Annotated in this window: 9 protein-coding genes; 1 reads left to right on the forward strand and 8 read right to left on the reverse strand. The window is 73.8% G+C overall.

Annotation, left to right across the window (positions count from 1 at the left end; all coding sequences use genetic code 11):
- Positions 1-2 precede the first annotated feature (2 nt).
- Positions 3-1,922, reverse strand: coding sequence for a nucleoside-diphosphate sugar epimerase/dehydratase (locus KKR01S_RS00625; protein ID WP_081101425.1), 1,920 nt, complete (start codon positions 1,920-1,922; stop codon positions 3-5).
- Positions 1,919-3,844, reverse strand: coding sequence for a glycosyltransferase (locus tag KKR01S_RS00630; RefSeq protein ID WP_061225015.1), 1,926 nt, complete (start codon positions 3,842-3,844; stop codon positions 1,919-1,921). Before KKR01S_RS00630 ends, KKR01S_RS00625 begins: the two co-directional genes overlap by 4 nt.
- A 247-nt stretch (positions 3,845-4,091) precedes the next feature.
- Between KKR01S_RS00630 and KKR01S_RS00635 the strand changes: the two genes are divergently transcribed.
- Positions 4,092-5,156 (forward strand): NAD-dependent epimerase/dehydratase family protein, encoded by a 1,065-nt coding sequence (locus KKR01S_RS00635; protein ID WP_058730903.1) that lies wholly within the window; start codon positions 4,092-4,094, stop codon positions 5,154-5,156.
- Between the two features lie 7 nt (positions 5,157-5,163).
- Here the strand turns inward: KKR01S_RS00635 and KKR01S_RS11075 are convergent, their stop codons facing one another.
- The 6 genes from KKR01S_RS11075 to KKR01S_RS00665 all read right to left on the reverse strand — a co-directional run bounded on the left by KKR01S_RS11075 (position 5,164) and on the right by KKR01S_RS00665 (position 13,389).
- Positions 5,164-6,222 (reverse strand): L-threonylcarbamoyladenylate synthase, encoded by a 1,059-nt coding sequence (locus KKR01S_RS11075; protein WP_061225016.1) that lies wholly within the window; start codon positions 6,220-6,222, stop codon positions 5,164-5,166.
- Entirely contained in the window at positions 6,219-7,301 is a 1,083-nt protein-coding gene (gene prmC / locus KKR01S_RS00645; RefSeq protein WP_081101426.1) for a peptide chain release factor N(5)-glutamine methyltransferase, read from the reverse strand. The genes KKR01S_RS11075 and prmC overlap by 4 nt, the downstream gene beginning before the upstream one ends.
- A 4-nt stretch (positions 7,302-7,305) precedes the next feature.
- A complete protein-coding gene (gene prfA / locus KKR01S_RS00650) occupies positions 7,306-8,385 on the reverse strand; it encodes a peptide chain release factor 1 (protein ID WP_061225017.1) in 1,080 nt (359 codons plus the stop codon).
- Positions 8,386-8,569: 184 nt separating this feature from the next.
- Complete coding sequence (rho, locus tag KKR01S_RS00655; RefSeq protein WP_058730901.1) at positions 8,570-10,621, reverse strand: transcription termination factor Rho; 2,052 nt, start codon at positions 10,619-10,621, stop codon at positions 8,570-8,572.
- Between the two features lie 399 nt (positions 10,622-11,020).
- Positions 11,021-12,082, reverse strand: coding sequence for a homoserine kinase (thrB, locus tag KKR01S_RS00660; protein WP_081101427.1), 1,062 nt, complete (start codon positions 12,080-12,082; stop codon positions 11,021-11,023).
- Positions 12,083-12,090: 8 nt separating this feature from the next.
- Positions 12,091-13,389, reverse strand: a complete 1,299-nt coding sequence (locus KKR01S_RS00665) for a homoserine dehydrogenase (RefSeq protein ID WP_058748449.1) — start codon at positions 13,387-13,389, stop codon at positions 12,091-12,093.
- Positions 13,390-13,414: the final 25 nt, after the last annotated feature.

Raw genomic sequence — 13,414 nt, forward strand, 5'->3', positions numbered from 1 at the left:
GATCACCGCCGCGGCGCGTCCGCGGCCGGAGCCCCCGGGTCCGGAGGCTCCGTGTCCGGCCCGGAGGCGGCGTCGTCGACCTCGATGCGCGGGGCGGGCGGATCCAGCACGGGCAGCTCCTGGGTCACGGGCATGTTGCCGCGCAGCTTCCACTCGTGGCGATCCAGGCGCCGCGGGTCCAGCTGCGGGGAGTCCGTGTGGGAGATCTGCGGGTGGCCGCGGTGCACGCCGCGCTCCCCGTCCCCGATCAGCTCCTCGTGCAGCTTCTCCCCCGGACGCAGGCCGGTGATCTCGATGCTCACATCGTGGCGCCCGCTCATCTCGATCAGGTGCCGGGCGATGTCGTAGATGCGCACCGGCTGGCCCATGTCCAGGATCAGCACCTCCCCGGGCTGACCGATCGCCCCGGCCTGGATGACCAGCTGGCAGGCCTCCGGGATGGTCATGAAGTAGCGGGTGGCCTCCCGGTCCGTGACGGTCACCGGGCCCCCGCGGCGGATCTGCTCGGTGAACAGCGGGAGCATGGACCCGCGGGAGCCGAAGACGTTGCCGAAGCGCACCGAGGTGTAGCGTCCGTCGGCGTGCCGGGACATCCAGGCGGTCATCTTCTCGGCCATCCGCTTGGAGTGGCCCAGCACCGTGGTGGGGTTGGCCGCCTTGTCCGTGGAGACGTTCACGAAGACCTCCACGCCCACCTCCGCGGCGGCCTGCAGGACGTTGCGCGAGCCCAGGACGTTGGTCTTCCACGCCTCGTCCGGGTACTGCTCCAGCAGCGAGACGTGCTTCAGGGCCGCGGCGTGGAAGACCACCTGGGGGCGGCGCTGGCGGAAGATCCGGCGCAGCGCCTCCTCGTCGCGGATGTCGGCCAGCACCGTGTCCGGCCCGTCCAGCAGGCCCCGGCCGGTGATGGAGATCTGGGTGGCCTGCACGTTGGACTCGTCGCGGTCGAGCATGATCAGCTCCCGCGGGGCGAAGTGGGTGATCTGCCGACACAGCTCCGAGCCGATCGACCCGCCCGCGCCGGTGACCAGCACGCGCTTGTCCGTGAGGTAGCGGGCGATGCCCTCCACGTTGATGTCCACGGGTCGGTGCCCGACGATGTCCTCCAGGCGGATGTCGCGCAGATCCAGCGCCCGCCGCGCGGAGGCGCCGAACATGTCCTTCAGCGGCGGGGCGGTGAGGATGCGCACCTGGGCATCACCGAGCTCCTCGCGGATCCGGTGCATCAGCTCGGGGTCCGGGTCGGCCATCGCGATGATGAGCACCTGGGCCCGCTCCCGGCGCAGCACCGCCGGCAGATCGGTGAGGTTCCCGGCCACCGGCACGGAGCTGATGCGCAGGTGCTTCTTGGCCGGGTCGTCGTCGATGATCGCGACCGGCAGGTACGGGGAGTCCTTGTCCTGCAGCATCTGGGTGACCAGGGTGTTGCCGAGGAAGCCGGCCCCGTACACGACGGCGTGCGGAGCGTGCTCGCTGGGCTTGGACTTGGATTCGACGTACATGCGCTTGAGGTAGCGCACCGCCGCCATGAACAGCCAGGCGAAGGGGAAGGCGATCAGGCCGATGGAGCGGGGCATGTGCAGCCACACCCCGAGGATCAGCAGGAAGGCCTGCACCACGATCGTGACCACGAGGGTGACCAGGATGAGGGCCTTGGCCTCGTCGAAGCTGCCGAAGCTGTAGCGCCCCCGATACAGGCCGAACAGGGCGCCGGCGATCATCTGCGCGACCACCGCGAGCACCACCACGGCGATCAGACCGGGCACGTGCACGAGACCGTAATCCATCTCGTAGCGCAGGAACAGCCCCAGCAGCACCGCCACGATCCACGCGGCGGAGTCCAGGAGCATCTGCGTCCACAGCCACGCCCGGGGCCGCTCGTAGGCGACCGCCGCCTCCGATGACGTTCCCGTCCCGGTCATGCCGGCTGCTCCCTTCCCTCGGTGGCCGGCCCCTGACCGCCGCGCAGTCCGCGCCGCGTGCGACCGGAGCCGATGAGGGCGCGGAAGGCGCGGATGCGCCATGCCCTCGGAATGACACGGTACCCGCCGCGCACGACGACGTTGCGCAGCGCGGTCGCCGGGCCGATGTGCCCGGCCTCGCGCAGATGCCGCTGCAGCAGCAGCTCCCGGCGCAGCGCCCCCATTCCCCCGCGGCGATCCCAGGCCGCGGCCCCGGCGCGGTAGACCACGAGCGGCTCGGGCAGGTTGCCCACCCGGTCTCCGCGGGCCAGCAGACGCATCCACAGGGCGTAGTCCTCGGCCCCCGGGACCTCCTCGTAGCCGCCGACCTCGCGCACCGCCTCGGCGTCGAAGACCACGGTCGGGTGCGCGAGGGGGTTGCGCAGCCGCGCCGCGCGCCGGATCCGCCGGGGATCGGTCTCCATGCGCCGCTCGGCCTCGATCCGGGTCAGGCTCGCATCGGCCTCGCGCAGGCCGGCCCCGAGCACCGTGTACCGCCCCTCGACCACCGGCGGCACCTGACGGGCGAAGCGCTCGGGCAGCGAGACGTCATCGGCATCGGCCCGGGCGACCACCCGATGGGTGCACGCTGACAGCCCCTCGTTGAGCGTGCTCGGCAGACCGCGGTGCTCGGTCCGCTGCAGGACGACGACGTCGATCCCCGCCTCCCGCGCCCGGGCCGTGACCTCGCGGATGACCGCATGCAGGTCCTCGGGTAGCGCGCCGTCCTCGGCCAGGACCAGCTGGGAGGGGCGCAGGCGCTGCTCGAAGAGGTTGGACTCCAGGGCCCGGCGCAGACCCTCCGCGGTGTCTCCGCGGTAGACCGGCATCAGCACCGAGAAAACCTCATCCTCCACCTGAGCTTGTGGGTCAACCTCGGGTTCACGTTCGCCGGGCACCGCGTGTCGGCGCAGGTCGTAGCAGCCGCGCAGGACCTCGTCGGTCGGGCGCGGGGCCCGCAGCGCGTCGCGCACGCCCCGCAGCAGGCGCCCCGCCACGACGCGCCGATCCGAGGCCCCGCGGAAGGTGCGCAGCCACAGCCGCAGCGTCGCCCCGAAGTACAGGACCTTCTCCCACGGCGCCAGCGAGGCGCTGCGGGTGAACACCCACAGCTTGTTGCGCACGTCGAAGTAGAACCGCGGGCCCGGATCCGCATCCGTGGTCCCGAAGGTCTTGGTCCGGTGCACGGCCACGGAGGCGGGGGCCTGCACCGCGTCGCGGAAGCGGGCCAGGCGCGTGGAGTACTCGAAGTCGTCGTTCCAGATGAAGTACTCGGCCAGGGGCAGCCCGGTGCGGCGCATCGGCGTCGCGTCCATGAGCAGGGAGACGAAGGAGCCCGAGCGGATCGTGCGCGCCCCCACCCGCGCGGCCCGGCGGCGCCGGGCCGCGCCGGGCAGGATCCGCTCCCGCATGGAGTTCATCGGGTGCTCGCGCCCATCCGTCCAGACCACGCGGCTGGCCACGAAGGCCGGGCGGCGGGTCGGGTCCTCGGCGTAGTCCCGCCAGGTGCGCACCAGCTCGGCCAGCGTGTCCGGCTGGGGCTCGGTGTCATCGTCCATGACCCACACCAGCTCGGCGTCGTGCCGGTGCAGGGCCCGATCGATGCCCGCGGCGAAGCCTCCCGCTCCGCCGAGGTTCCGCTCCAGGCGCACCACGTCCAGGGGGACGCTCCCCCGGTGCTCGGCCAGCACGCGGGCGGTCTGCGGACCGGAGGCGTTGTCCACCACCACGACGGCCGCCGGCCTCATCCGCGCCCCGTCGATGCCCGCCAGCGTCAGGCGCAGCAGATCGGGGCGGTCGTAGGTGACCACCACCGCCACCACCCGGGGCTCCTGGCCCTCGGGGCGGGGTCGCGCGGGATGCTCTTGCGCGGCAGCTGGCACGTCGGATTCCTCTCCCCTCGGCCCGCCCGTGCGCGGGCTCGGACTGCCCCTGCTGGGCCGGCGCGCGAACCCCGGACCAAGGGCGCCCGAAGAGGCGTGTACGTCAGTAAGGTGGTCACAGGGCGTTCCGGCCGCGCCGGCTGAGCCGCCGGCACAGCGCGGACCCCCGCTGCAGATCACCAGTTTAGCGTGACCTCACCCGGCAGCCCCCCGGGTCGAGGCCCGCATATGAGGAGAGCGAGACCACATGAACCAGAGCACCTGGCGCGTCCTGGGGGCCACGGGCTTCGTCGGATCGGCCACCATGACCCGACTGCAGCAGCTGGGCATCGGGGCCGCCCCGGTCGCAGCACCCCGCCTGGCGACCTCGGCCACCGGGGCCGGGCAGGTCATCGCCGAAGCCCGTCGCCTGGAGTCGGTGATCGACTACCTCGCGGATTCCTTCGCCGGCGCCGAGGTCGTGGTCAACGCCGCCGGCTTGGCGGCGCCGGGACAGCAGGAGCTGCCGCCCTTGGTCGGGGCGAACGCCTTGCTGCCTGCCGTCGTCGCCGTGGCCGCTCAGCGCACCGGGGTCACTCGGGTGCTGCACCTGAGCTCGGCCGCGGTGCAGGGCGCCCGGCCGCGCCTGGACGCCTCCCCCGACACCTCACCCTTCTCCGCCTACTCCTTCTCCAAGGCCCTGGGAGAGGACTGCCTGCTGCGGCTGCGCGAGTTCATCACGGCCACCGCCAAGGTGGGGGCCGCTCCGGGCTCGGCCGGCTCGGACTACCCGGCCGCCCCGAGCTCGCGTCCGGCCCAGGTGGCCGGGGACCACGCCGCGCAGCTGTGCATCATCCGCGCCACCTCCGTACAGGGATCCGGGCGGGACACCACGACGGCGCTGGCCCGCTTCGCCGGGTCCTTCCTGGCCTCGGTGGCGGGCTCCGGCACCCAGCACACCCCGGTCACCTCGGTGCAGGCGCTGGCCGAGTTCATCGTGGCCGCGGGACTGCGGGAGGAGCCGCTGCCGGAGATCCTGCTGCAGCCGTGGGAGGGTGCCACCACCGCCTCGGTGATCCGGGACGCCGGACGGCGCGAACCGCATCGCATCCCCGCTCCCCTGGCCCGGCTGCTGGTGCGCGCCGGTTACGCAGCCTCGGGGCTGTCCGGGGACCGCCTGCGCGCGGCGGTGCGCCGCGTCGAGCTGGCCTGGTTCGGCCAGGACCAGGACGACACCTGGGCCGAACGGCACGGTCTGCTGCCCGAGCGGCACGTGGGGTCCGTGCTGCGCCAGGCCCACCAGGCCGCGGGCGTCAGCCGACGCGGCCGGTGAGGCCGCGTCAGTCCCGGGCGGGCGGATCGAAGAACAGCGCGCGGGCCCGCTGCACCGAGACGGGGTCCACGCGCTGCCCGGCCGGGGCGGACCCGGCTCCCGGCCCCGCCGCGGCGGCCTCCCGGGTGCGCAGCTGATCCACCGCGGCACCCGAGCTCGGGCCTCCCGTGCCGAGCAGGCTCTGGGTGAGGCTGCCCGGCTCCGGGGCTTCCGCCCGCGGACCGTCGCCGGGCCCGCGGGTGCTCGTCGCGGCGTCGGCCCCGCCGCTCTCGGGGTCCTCCGGGCCCTGCTCGTCGCTCGCGGCCCCGGAAGGGGTACCCTCGGCCGGATCCGGTGAGCCGCTCGCACCCTGCGCCGGGTCCTCCGCCCGCAGGATCCTCTCGTGCTCCTCGCGGGTCAGCAGATCCGGGGCGGTCTCGCGCAGCAGGGCGAGGTCCAGGGCGCCGGTGCGCACCACCACGGGCTGATCGCCCGTGACGTCGATGATGGTGGAGGGAGCGACCTGCGCGCTGGGCATCTGCTCGTCGCGGCCCAGCGGGCGTCGGCCGCCGTCCAGGATGGCCTCGACCCGCTCGCCCAGCTGCGCCATGGCCTCGACGGCGTCGGTCGCGGCCTGCTGCCCGGTGCGGTTCGCGCTGGAGACGGCCAGGGGACCGGTCGCGCGCAGCAGCTCGCGGGTCAGCTCGTCCCCCGGCACCCGTAGGGCCACGGTGCCCCGGGTCTCCCCCAGGTCCCAGTTCAGGGAGGGCTGGGAGCGCACGATCAGGGTCAGCGCCCCCGGCCAGAAGCGCTCGGCCAGGGCCCGGCCGGTCTCCGGGACGGTCTCGGCCAGGGCGTCGAGCACCCCGGGATCCGCGATGAGCACCGGAGGGGGCATGGTGCGCGAGCGGCCCTTGGCGGCCAGCAGCTGGGAGACGGCCCCCGGGGAGAACGCGTCGGCGGCGATCCCGTAGACGGTGTCGGTGGGGATCACCACGGTGCGGCCCCCGGCCAGCAGGTCCCTGATCCTCTCCAGGGCGCGGGTGCGGTCCTCGGCGGTATCGGTGGTGTACACGGTGGCGCTCACGGTGCAGATGCTCTTTCGTCTCGGGGGTGCGCGGACTCCGCGCGCTCTCCAGGGTATCCCGGGGCCAGCCCTGCGGTGGCCCGGTCCCGGCCGGTCAGGTCCCGCACGGTGCGCACCCGATGGAATCCGCGGTCGCGGAACAGGGCGGCCACAGCTCCGGCCTGGACCTCCGCGTGCTCCATGACCAGCAGCCCGCCGGGGCGCAGCAGCCGCGCGGCCCGCTCCAGGAACGCCGTCGGGATCGCCAGGCCGTCCGGGGAGCCGCCGTAGAGGGCTTCGGGGGGATCGTAGCGGGCGACCTCGGGGTCCCGCGGCACGGCGTCCTCGGGGATGTAGGGCGGGTTGGTCACGATCGCCTCCACCGTGCCCTCCGCCCCCGGCAGGGCATCACGCGCGTCCTCCCGACGCAGGTCGATGCGCACCCCGTGCTCCCGTGCGACGCGCCGGGCGTTGCGCTCAGCCCAGGCCAGGGCGGTCTCGGAGCGCTCGACGCCGATCACGCGGGTCCCGGGGTTCTCCTGGGCCACGGCCAGGGCCAGCGCCCCGGAGCCGGTGGCCAGGTCGACGACCAGCGGGGCCGGGTCGGGCGCGCTCTCAGAACCCGGGGGCTCGGAGCCGGAGGCCTCAGAGCCCTGGGCCTCGGCGCGGCGGGCGGCCAGGTGCGCGCTGACCTCATCGACCAGCACCTCCGTCTCCGGGCGCGGCACGAACACCCCGGGCCCGACGAGCAGCTCGAGCCGGCGGAACGGGGCGCGCCCGGTCAGGTGCTGCAGGGGCTCCCGGGCGGCGCGGCGTCGGATGAGCTCGGCGTAGCCCGCGGGCACCGTGAACCGCCCGGTGATCGCCCCGGCGGCCACCTCCCCTCGCCCCGGCGCGCGGCCCTCGGCATCGGCGAGCAGGTGCGCGGCCAGCAGCTCGGCGTCGACCCGGGCGGAGGCGATCCCGGCCTCGGCCAGCAGCCGGTGCGCACACCGCAGCCCCGCGGACAGCGGCGCCCCGGGGGCCAGGGCCGGCTCCGGGTCCGCCGGCGCGACGTCGGTCCCGGGTGCGGCCTCGGGACGCGGGTGCTCGGGGCCCACGGGGTCAGTCCTCGTGGCCCAGGGCCGCCAGCCGGTGCTCCTCGTCCATCTGGATCGCGGACTGGATGACCGGCTCCAGCTCCCCGTTCATCACCGTGTCCAGGTTGTAGGCCTTGTACCCGGTGCGGTGGTCAGCGATCCGGTTCTCCGGGAAGTTGTAGGTGCGGATCCGCTCGGAGCGGTCCATGGTCTTGACCTGGGAGCGGCGGTGCTCGGAGGCCTCGGCGTCCAGCTGCTCCTGCTGCCAGGCCAGCAGCCGGGCGCGCAGCACGCGCATGGCCGCCTCCCGGTTCTGCAGCTGGGACTTCTCGTTCTGCATGGCCACGACGATCCCGGTGGGCAGGTGGGTGATGCGCACGGCGGAGTCCGTGGTGTTCACGGACTGCCCGCCGGGTCCGGAGGAGCGGTAGACGTCGATCTTCAGGTCGTTCTGGTTGATCTCGATCTCCTCGGGCTCATCCGCCTCGGGGAACACCAGGACCCCGGCGGCCGAGGTGTGGATGCGGCCCTGGGACTCGGTGACGGGCACCCGCTGCACGCGGTGCACCCCGCCCTCGTACTTCAGGTGGGCCCACACGCCCTCGGCCGGGTCGCTGGAGCGGCCCTTGACGGCCATCTGCACGTCCTTGTACCCGCCCAGGTCGGACTCGTTGGCGGAGATGATCTCCGTCTTCCACCCCTTCGACTCGGCGTAGCGGGCGTACATGCGCAGCAGGTCGGCGGCGAACAGCGCGGCCTCGGCCCCGCCCTCCCCGCCCTTGACCTCGAGGATGACGTCGCGCCCGTCGTCGGGGTCCCGGGGGATCAGCAGGCGGCGCAGGCGCTCCTGGGCCTCGGGCAGCCGCGCCTCCAGCTCCTTGAGCTCCGCGGCCATCTCCGCGTCCTCCTGGGCCATCTCCCGGGCGGCCTCGATGTCCTCCTCCAGGCCCTGCACCCGGCGGTGGGCCTCGACGATCCCGTTCAGCTCGGCGTAGCGCCGTCCCAGCTTGCGCGCCTTGGCCTGATCCGCGTGCACGGCCGGATCGGCCAGCTGGCGCTGCAGCTGCTGGTGCTCATCGAGCAGGGTCTGGATGGATTCGAACATGGCTTCCTCGGACGGATCGGGGGGTGGGTCGTCGGGCGGGTCCAGTATCGCACCGGATGAACCCGGCAGGGGCTCGGTCGGCTCCGCGCCCGAAGGCTGCGCTCTGCGGACGCGAGGACGCCGACGCCGCGATCTCGTCCGCGCGGAAGGGGACGGGATGCGGCGCCGGCGTCATCGGGTGGTGCTAGTCGTCGGACTTGGAGCCCAGCGTGGTCTTCTGCACCTGCATGAGGAACTGCACGTTGGTGGGCGTGTCGCGCAGCTTGGAGGTGAGCACCTCCAGGGCCTGCTGCTGATCCAGCCCGGCCAGCACGCGGCGCAGGCGCCACATGATCTTGACCTCGTCCGGGGAGAGCAGGTTCTCCTCCCGGCGGGTACCGGACTCGTTGACGTCCACGGCCGGGAAGATCCGCTTGTCCGCCAGGTGGCGGGACAGGCGCAGCTCCATGTTGCCGGTGCCCTTGAACTCCTCGAAGATCACCTCGTCCATGCGCGATCCGGTCTCCACCAGGGCGGTGGCCAGGATGGTCAGCGAGCCGCCGTTCTCGATGTTGCGGGCCGCGCCGAAGAACCGCTTGGGCGGGTACAGCGCCGCGGAGTCCACACCACCGGAGAGGATCCGGCCGGAAGCAGGGGCGGCGAGGTTGTAGGCCCGGCCCAGGCGGGTCATCGAGTCCAGCAGCACGACGACGTCGTGGCCCAGCTCCACCAGGCGCTTGGCGCGCTCGATGGCCAGCTCCGCGACGGTCGTGTGGTCATCGGCGGGGCGGTCGAAGGTCGAGGCGATGACCTCGCCGTTGACCGTGCGCTGCATGTCCGTGACCTCTTCGGGACGCTCGTCCACGAGGACCATCATCAGGTGCACCTCGGGGTTGTTCTCCTTGATCGCGTTGGCGATCGACTGGAGCATCAGCGTCTTGCCGGCCTTCGGCGGGGAGACGATCAGGCCGCGCTGGCCCTTCCCGATCGGGGAGACCAGGTCCACCACGCGGGGGCCGATCTTCTTCGGGTCGGTCTCCAGGCGCAGCCGCTCGTTCGGGTACAGCGGCGTGAGCTTGGTGAACTCGACGCGCTCGGTGAGCTCCTCGGGCTTCTTGCCGTTGACGCTGGTCAGCTGCACCAGCGCGTTGAACTTCTGCCGGGAGCTGTTCTGCTGCTCGCCGTCGCGGGGGGCGCGGATCGCGCCGACGACGGCGTCGCCCTTGCGCAGGTGGTGCTTCTTGACCTGGGCGAGGGAGACGTAGACGTCGTTGGGTCCGGGCAGGTACCCGGAGGTGCGCACGAAGGCGTAGTTGTCCAGGACGTCGAGGATGCCGGCCACGGGCAGCAGCACGTCGTCCTCGGTCAGCTCGGTGTCATCCACCTCGGGCCCGCTGTTGCGGCCCCGACGCCGGTCCCGACGGTCGTTGCGGTTGCGGTTGCGGCGGTTGCGCCCGCCCCGGCGGTTGTCATCATCCTCGGGGCCGTTGTTGCCGTTGTTGCCGCGGCGGTTGCCGCGCGAGCCCTTGGACTCGCCGTTCCGGCCGCCGCCGTGCTGGCCCTCGCCCTTGTCCCCGTGGTTCTTCTCGGAGCCGGACTTCTCGGAGTGCTTCTCCCCGCCCTTGTCCCCGGAGCCGCGCTCGGCGCTGCGCTCCTGGCGGGAGCGGCGGTTCTGCCCGCGCTCGCCCTTGGACTCGCGCTGGTCCTGCCCGCCGTCGTGGTCCTCGCCGCGGGAGCCGCGGCCGTTCTGGCCCTTGGCCTTCTCCTGCTTGTCCTGGGAGCCGTCCTGCTCCCCGGAGCGCTCATCTCCCCCGCGTCCGCGGCGGGAGGAGCCCTTCTGCTCGGCGCTCTTCTGCTCGCCGCCCTGCTCGGCGCCGGATCCGGACTGCTCGGTCTCCGGGGCGGAGTCGGCCCGGCGGGAGCGGGTGCGCCGCGCCGGCTTCTGCTCGGCCGGGGCGTCCTGGCCGGTGACCTCGGCGGCCGCGGCGGCGGCCTGCTCGGCCTTCTTCTCCCGGTCGGCGACCGCGGAGCCGCGCTGGTGCGCGGAGATGGCGTCCACCAGCGCGGACTTGCGCATGCGGCGCGCGCCGGTGATCCCCAGCTGGGAGGCCAGGGACTGCAGCTGAGCCAGCTTCAGGGCGGACAGTCCGCCCTGGCCCTTCTGGCTCTGCTCGGCTCCCGCGGCGGCGCGGGAGTCCTGGGCCGGGGTCTCGCCCGGCTGGTCCGTACCCGTGGACAGGTCGGTCGTTTCGGTCACGAAGGATCCTTCCCCCTCGACATGGCCTGGGGCTGTTTCGATGATGGCGCCCCAAGCCGAAGTTCATGGTGGCGTGCCCGCGGCGCAGGCGGCGTCGGGGCATCGGTCCCGCACGGCTCCCGCGGGCTGCGGGACGGTCGGTGCGGGTGGGTGGGCCTGGCGTCGGGCCGGGATGGACCTCAGCAGCGGCGACGATGGGAGCGCGTGCTCGTGGGGAGGACGCGGTGTCCGCGGAGATGACGCGAGGGGTCTCGCGACACGGTCGACGACCGGATGGGTGAGGGTCCGACAGCTCGACGTGCGACTCTCCCAGACGGGGAGAGGAGCCAGCCTCGGCAGGCCACGGGGTCAGGGGCTGACCGGGCCGTGCCGTCGAGGAGCGGGGCTGATCTCGGGCCTCTACCGGCGCCGGATCGGGCGCTCCTCGTCCACCAGTGTAACACCGGAGGCGTCGATGGCCAGCCCCTCGATCCGCCAGTGCGGCGCGGCCGGGTCCTGCCCGGCGGCCTCGGCACCCAGGTGCCGCATCTCGCGGGCGGCCTGCTCGGCCCGATCGGCGGACTCGGCCAGCACCAGCACGCTCGGCCCGCCCCCGGAGACCACGGCCGCGAAGCCCCGATCGCGCAGGGCCCGAACCATCCGCGCCGTCGGGACCATGGCCTCGCAGCGGTGCTCCTGGTGCAGGTAGTCCCGGGTCGCGGCCGGCAGCAGCTCGGGGGCCCCGCTCAGGGCCCGCACCAGCAGCGCGGCCCGGCCGGCGTCGGCCGCGGCCAGCGCGTGGGGCACCTGCGCGGGGATCAGCTCCCGGGCCAGCCGGGTGGAGACCTCGTAGTCCGGCACCGCGACCACGGGATGCACGCGCGGATCCACGGGCACCCGGGCGCTGCGCCAGCGCGGCCCCTCGGGGTGCTCCTCGCCCCAGGAGATCGCCAGTCCCCCGAACAGGGACGGGGCCACGTTGTCCGGGTGGCCCTCCAGGTCGGAGCAGACCTGCAGCAGAGCCTGCTCGCTCAGCCGCAGATCCTCCGGCAGCAGGGCGCTGCCGGCCACGACCCCGGCGACGATCGCGGAGGCGGAGGAGCCCAGTCCCCGCGAGTGCGGGATGCGCCCGCGAGCGCGGATGCCGAGCCCCGGCAGCTCACCCGTCAGCCCCGCCGCGGCCCAGGCGGCCCGGATCGCGCGCACGATGAGGTGCTCGGGGGTGCGGGGCACGGTCTGAGCGCCCTCGCCCTCCAGCTCGAAGGCGAGGCCCTCGGCGGTGCGGGTCACCGTGAGCTCGTCGTACAGGCCCAGGGCCAGGCCCATCGTGTCGTAGCCGGGGCCCAGATTCGCCGAGGAGGCCGGGACCCGGAGACTGACCCGCGCGCCGACGGGCACCGCCTCACCGGGGCTGGTCCCGGTGACGGGCCGGCCCGCGAAGGCAGCCGGAGAGGGAGACGGGGTCTGGTCCGAGCGGTGCATGGCCGGCCTCAGTCCTCCACCCGGATCACCGAGGTGATCGCATCCACGGCGTCCAGCCCGCGCAGCTTCTCGATGGTGGCCCGCACCCGCCGGTCCGCGGCCCGGTGGGTGACCACCCGGATCGTGGTCTCCGGCTGCCCGGCCCCGCGGTGGGGGCCGTGCTTGGTCTGATGCATGGTCCGGATGGAGACCCCCTCCTCGGCGAAGACCTGGGCCATCCCGGCCAGCACCCCGAGGCGGTCCTTCACCTGCAGCCCCATCGTGTAGCTGGAGACCACATCCTCCGGCCCGACGGCCGGCAGCTGGGCGTAGGAGAAATCCGGGACGGCCGGGCCGCCCAGCACCACCCGTCGGGCCAGGGAGACCAGGTCCCCCATGACCGCCGAGGCCGTGGGTGCCCCGCCCGCGCCGGGCCCGTAGAACATCAGCTGGCCGGCGTCGCGGGAGTGGACGAACACGGCGTTGAAGGCCCCGCGCACGCTGGCCAGGGGGTGCTCGTTCGGCACCAGGGTGGGGTGCACGCGGATGCTCACGCCCTCCTCCAGCCGCTCGCACACCGCCAGCAGCTTGATCACGCAGCCTTCGGCCTGCGCGGCGGCGACGTCGGCGGCGGTGATCCCGGTGATGCCCTCGCAGTGCACGTCCTCGAGGGTGAACTCGGCGTGGAAGGCCAGGGAGGCGACGATCGCGGCCTTCGCGGCGGCGTCGTGACCCTCGACGTCGGCGGTCGGATCCGCCTCCGCGTAGCCCAGGCGCTGGGCCTCGGCCAGGGCGTCGTCGAAGTCCGCCCCGGTGGTGTGCATCGCGTCGAGGATGAAGTTGGTGGTGCCGTTCATGATCCCGAGCACCCGCTCGACCTGATCCCCGGCCAGGGAGTCGCGCAGGGGCCGCAGGATCGGGATGGCCCCGGCCACCGCGGCGTCGTAGGACAGCTGCGCCCCGGAGGCGTCCGCCGCGCGCTGCAGCGCGGCACCCTCGCGGGCGAGCAGGGCCTTGTTCCCGGAGACCACGTGCTTGCCGGCGCGCAGGGCCCGCAGGATGCGGGTGCGGGCCGGTTCGATGCCGCCGGTCAGCTCCACGACGACGTCCGCGGCGTCGATCAGCGCGTCCGCGTCGGTCGTGTACAGCCCGGCCGGGGCGGCGTAGTCCCGGGGCGCCTGCGGATCCCGCACCGCGATGCCGATCAGGCGCAGGGGCGCACCGACGCGCTGGGTCAGCTCCTCGGCGTCCTCCAGGAGGATCCGGGCGACCTGGGAGCCGACGGTGCCGGATCCCAGCAGGGCGACGGACAGGGGCGTGTCGTTCATGGGCTCTCCTCGGGAGGGGGGCGGG

Origin of the sequence: Rothia kristinae NBRC 15354, from assembly GCF_001570865.1 — a bacterium.
GTDB classification, from domain to species: Bacteria; Actinomycetota; Actinomycetes; order Actinomycetales; family Micrococcaceae; genus Rothia; species Rothia kristinae.

Bases quoted from the DNA above. Each gene is read 5' to 3' on its own strand.
- KKR01S_RS00625 (WP_081101425.1), bottom strand. From the start codon at position 1,922: ATGACCGGGACGGGAACGTCATCGGAGGCGGCGGTCGCCTACGAGCGG.
- KKR01S_RS00635 (WP_058730903.1), top strand. From the start codon at position 4,092: ATGAACCAGAGCACCTGGCGCGTCCTGGGGGCCACGGGCTTCGTCGGA.
- prfA (WP_061225017.1), bottom strand. From the start codon at position 8,385: ATGTTCGAATCCATCCAGACCCTGCTCGATGAGCACCAGCAGCTGCAG.
- thrB (WP_081101427.1), bottom strand. From the start codon at position 12,082: ATGCACCGCTCGGACCAGACCCCGTCTCCCTCTCCGGCTGCCTTCGCG.
- KKR01S_RS00665 (WP_058748449.1), bottom strand. From the start codon at position 13,389: ATGAACGACACGCCCCTGTCCGTCGCCCTGCTGGGATCCGGCACCGTC.